The organism is Mesorhizobium sp. M7A.F.Ca.ET.027.03.2.1 (assembly GCF_003999175.1).
GTDB lineage: Bacteria > Pseudomonadota > Alphaproteobacteria > Rhizobiales > Rhizobiaceae > Mesorhizobium.
On the sequence record NZ_RZOM01000519.1, the window covers coordinates 1 to 4,186 of the forward strand.

A 4,186-nucleotide genomic window follows, 5' to 3' on the forward strand; every position below is an offset into this window, starting at 1 on the left:
TCGCCTATCAGGACATGACGAGCCTTGTCTCCGGCATCGAAGCGAACACCCGCTGGAATTCCTATGTCGAGAAATCCGTCGCCGGCTCGACCCATGCTGCCGAGATGCCCTTTGTCGATTCTGATGTCACCGGCTCCATCTCCGGATCGGGTGTCCACCTGGCCGGTGTCGGCAACGTGTCGTTTCGCGGAAAGGGCGGCAAGGTCAGCGGCACGCCCGATGAGGACCGCGTCGTGCGCGCCGAGAAGAAAGGGCGCATCGTCCAGATGTCTCCCGTCGCACCGCCGAAGAACTTCAACGCCGGCTCGATCTTCGAGCGCACCTCCTCCTTGCTGCGGCCCAGCATGGACAGCGGCCTGAAAATGGCTTTCGCCAAGCCGCAGATCAAAGGCAAGGAAATCCAGATCGCCGCGGCATTCCATGCGCGCGAGGACAAGAGGCCGGATCCCGGCGTGCCGGCCATGCTGGCAGCGCTGGTCAACAACGACCATCCGGACGTGCTGGCCACCGCCTACGCGCAGTCCGAGCCTGACTATGCCAAGGCATCGCCCTTCGAAGCCCTGCTTCAGGACGAGCAGCCCAATGAGGGCCGCTACATTCCGCCGATGGCCAAGGGCGATCATTCGTGGATCCAGAACCCGCTGCCCGCCAGTGTCTTCTCCCAGAAGGAGCAGGCATGCCTTGCCAACGGCATCTATTTCGAGGCGAGGAGCGAATCCGTGCGCGGCCAGGCCGCCGTCGCCCAGGTCATCCTCAACCGCGTCCGCAATCCGACCTATCCGAATTCGATCTGCGGCGTCGTCTACCAGAACGACAGCTGGTTCAACCGTTGCCAGTTCTCCTTCGCCTGCGACGGCAGGAAGAAGCGCATCGATAGCCCAGCCGCCTACAAGACCGCCCAGGAGATCGCCATGGCCGTCACTGCCGGCAAGATCTTTATCCCGGAGGTCGGATCGTCGACCCACTACTATGCCCAATATGTCCATCCCGGCTGGGCGCGCACGATGCAGAAGATGACCAAGATCGGCCTGCATATCTTCTATCGGACCTATGGCGGCGGCTGGAGCTGAGTGCGGAGCAGCCGCTGATCTTTGATGTGGCGCGCAGCCGATCAAAGGGCCATTGCGCGGGGGATTCGCGCCATGCATCCTTGTCATCATGGCGGGCACGATGTCGCACCTTTGTAATCCATTGATTTTATTGCCTAAAATACATGGCAATGAACTTCCGCCCGTGGCTTGACGGGCGCAAACCCTCTAACTATGTTGCCGGCGACTTTAGAAGCGGACGGACGGTGATGGTCTGACCGGGCAGGGGGGTTGCGATGGCCGACAAGAATGGGCCAGACGGAACCGGAGAAACCGGCCGCGGCAATCAGCATGAACCCGATATCCGCGACGACGATCTTGAGCGGCGCCGCCGTGACCTGGAAGCTTCGCTTGCGACAAGGCGGCCGGGCCGGCTCGAGGGGAAAGACGACGCGAAAGCGGGCAGTGTGGCCGGTTACGGTCAGGCGCTCAAACTCTCCAGCGAGTTTATCGCCGGGGTGGTGGTGGGTGCCGGCATCGGCTGGATCATCGACCGTCTGGCGGGGACATCGCCATGGGGTCTGATCGTGTTTCTGCTGCTTGGTTTTGGCGCCGGAGTGCTCAATGTGATGCGTTCCGCCGGCGTTGTGGCAGAATTTGGACAGGGCGATAAATCGCGCCGTGGCCAAGACGACAAGAAATGACCGCGCACCATGTGCGGTAATGGTAACGAGGCCGTACGCGGCATTGACGGGGTTTGAACGTGGCAGCTGACAAGGTCGATCCGATCCACCAGTTCCATATCAACAAGCTGATTCCGATCGACATCGGCGGCTATGACCTGTCTTTCACCAATTCGGCACTGTTCATGGTCGCAACCGTTATCGTCGCGGCTGGATTCCTGTTTCTCACGACGTCAAGCCGCAGCCTGGTTCCCGGGCGGCTTCAGTCGGTCTCCGAGATGGCCTACGAGTTCGTCGGCAACATGTTGCGCGATGCCGCCGGCACGCAAGGCATGAAGTTCTTCCCTCTCGTGTTCTCGCTGTTCATGTTCGTGCTCGTCGCCAATCTGCTTGGCCTGTTCCCGTATTTCTTCACCGTCACCAGCCACATCATCGTCACCTTCGGCCTTGCCGTGCTGGTGATCGCAACCGTGGTCGTCTACGGCTTCATGAAGCATGGTTTTGGCTTCCTGAAACTGTTCGTGCCGCATGGCGTGCCGGTCTTCCTGCTGCCACTGGTGGTGCTGATCGAAGTGATCTCCTTCGTGTCGCGCCCGGTCAGCCTCTCGGTTCGTCTGTTCGCCAACATGCTCGCCGGCCACATCACGCTGAAAGTGTTTTCCGGCTTCGTGGTCAGCCTGAGCGCGCTCGGCGCGGTCGGCGTCGCCGGCTCGATCCTGCCTCTGGCGATGGCGGTGGCGCTGACGGCACTGGAACTGCTGGTCGCCTTCCTGCAGGCCTACGTCTTTGCCGTGTTGACCTGCATGTATCTCAACGACGCCCTGCACCCCGGGCACTAGGTCCAAAAGTTTCCGGCCCAAGAATTTCCAACATTGGCGCCGGATGGAATCGCAACGGAATTTTAGATCCAAAGGAGTTGAACAAATGGACGCAGAAGCAGCAAAGTACATCGGCGCCGGCATCGCTTGCCTGGGCATGGGTGGTGCGGGCATTGGCCTCGGCAACATCTTCGGCAGCTACCTCGCGGGCGCACTGCGCAACCCGTCGGCTGCCGATGGCCAGTTCGGCCGCTTGATCTTCGGTTTCGCCGTGACCGAAGCTCTGGGCATCTTCTCGCTTCTCATCGCGCTTCTGGCCCTGTTCGGCTGAGCACTCGGGAAGATTGGACAGGCCGGCCGCGCGAGCGGCGGGCCTGAATTTCGGGGATAGTCCATGTTCGTGACATCTGCCTTTGCGCAAGAGTCCGCGCCATCAGCCGATACTAGCCACGCTGCTACGGAAGGCGACACGCATTCCAGCACCGGTGTGCCTGCTGAAGCGCATGGCACGTTTCCGCCATTCGATCCGGCGACGTTCCCGTCGCAGCTTCTGTGGCTGGCGATCACCTTCGGGCTGTTCTATCTCTTCCTGAAGCGGGTTGTGATGCCGCGCGTCGGCGGCATCATCGATGTCCGCAACGATCGCATCACGCAGGATCTCGATCAGGCGGCCAAGTTGAAGGGCGAGGCCGACGCTGCCGTTGCTGCCTACGAGCAGGAACTGGCGGAAGCCAAGACCAAGGCCAACGCGATCGGCCAGCAGGCCAACGACGCGGCCAAGGCCGAGGCCGACACCGCTCGCAAGAAGGTCGAGGCCGCGCTCGACGCCAAGCTTGGCGAAGCCGAGGCCCGCATTTCTTCCATCAAGGCCAATGCCATGAAGGAAGTCGGCAGCATCGCCGAGGACACCGCTTCGGCGATTGTCGAAGCCCTGGTTGGCGGCAAGGCCAGCAAGGCAGAGATCGCGGCCGCGGTCAAATCCGTGGCCCGGTGAGGAGCGCATCATGGACGCCACATCTCTCGCGACGCTCTGGGCCACGGTTGCCCTGGTCATCTTCCTGGGCATTGCCGTCTACATCAAGGTGCCTCGCCTGATCGCCAAGGCGCTCGACGCCCGCGCCGAAAGGATCAGCAACGAACTCGACGAAGCGCGCCGGCTGCGCGAGGAAGCCCAGCAACTGCTTGGCCAGTATCAGCGCAAGCGCAAGGAAGCCGAGCAGGAGGCCGCCGACATCGTCGCCGCCGCCAAGCGCGAAGCCGACTTGCTTGCCGCCGAAGCGCACAAGAAGACCGAGGACTATGTTGTCAGGCGCACCGCGCTTGCCGAGCAGAAGATCGGCCAGGCCGAGCGTGACGCCATCAGCGAAGTCCGCGCCAGCGCCGTCGACATCGCCGTAGAGGCAGCGCGCGCGCTGCTTGCCGGCAAGATCGACGCCAAGGCCGGTGCCGATCTGTTCAAGGCATCGCTTGCGGACGTGAAGTCGAAGCTGAATTAGAGGGTCCCGCTAGCCAATCATCGAAAGCCGCCCGGGCAACCTGGCGGCTTTTTTGTTGTGGGCGGGGATAATCTCCCCCCTCGAGGGGGGAGATGTCGCCAAAGGCGACAGAGGGGGTCGGCTCGACCGGGCGCGACGTCATTTTGCAGCAAAGATAAGGT

6 protein-coding genes are annotated in these 4,186 nt (G+C 62.1%); all 6 read left to right on the forward strand.

Annotated elements, in window-relative coordinates; all coding sequences use genetic code 11:
- Positions 1-1,070: cell wall hydrolase (locus tag EN750_RS21175; RefSeq protein WP_145967811.1), on the forward strand; the 1,070-nt coding region annotated here is incomplete at its 5' end.
- A 254-nt stretch (positions 1,071-1,324) separates the two neighbouring features.
- The gene (locus EN750_RS21180) at positions 1,325-1,732 is read left to right on the forward strand and encodes an AtpZ/AtpI family protein (RefSeq protein ID WP_127397544.1); all 408 of its coding nucleotides are present in this window, start codon (positions 1,325-1,327) and stop codon (positions 1,730-1,732) included.
- A 59-nt stretch (positions 1,733-1,791) separates the two neighbouring features.
- The gene (locus tag EN750_RS21185; protein WP_023808677.1) at positions 1,792-2,550 is read left to right on the forward strand and encodes a F0F1 ATP synthase subunit A; all 759 of its coding nucleotides are present in this window, start codon (positions 1,792-1,794) and stop codon (positions 2,548-2,550) included.
- Between the two features lie 85 nt (positions 2,551-2,635).
- Positions 2,636-2,860, forward strand: coding sequence for a F0F1 ATP synthase subunit C (locus EN750_RS21190; protein WP_006206606.1), 225 nt, complete (start codon positions 2,636-2,638; stop codon positions 2,858-2,860).
- 63 nt (positions 2,861-2,923) lie between these two features.
- Entirely contained in the window at positions 2,924-3,523 is a 600-nt protein-coding gene (locus EN750_RS21195; RefSeq protein ID WP_127272329.1) for a F0F1 ATP synthase subunit B, read from the forward strand.
- 10 nt (positions 3,524-3,533) lie between these two features.
- Positions 3,534-4,025, forward strand: a complete 492-nt coding sequence (locus tag EN750_RS21200; protein WP_127270951.1) for a F0F1 ATP synthase subunit B — start codon at positions 3,534-3,536, stop codon at positions 4,023-4,025.
- Positions 4,026-4,186 lie beyond the last annotated feature (161 nt).

Excerpts from the sequence above, each read along its gene's own strand:
- EN750_RS21195 (WP_127272329.1), top strand. The coding sequence starts at position 2,924 with ATGTTCGTGACATCTGCCTTTGCGCAAGAGTCCGCGCCATCAGCCGAT.
- EN750_RS21180 (WP_127397544.1), top strand. The coding sequence starts at position 1,325 with ATGGCCGACAAGAATGGGCCAGACGGAACCGGAGAAACCGGCCGCGGC.
- EN750_RS21200 (WP_127270951.1), top strand. The coding sequence starts at position 3,534 with ATGGACGCCACATCTCTCGCGACGCTCTGGGCCACGGTTGCCCTGGTC.
- EN750_RS21190 (WP_006206606.1), top strand. The coding sequence starts at position 2,636 with ATGGACGCAGAAGCAGCAAAGTACATCGGCGCCGGCATCGCTTGCCTG.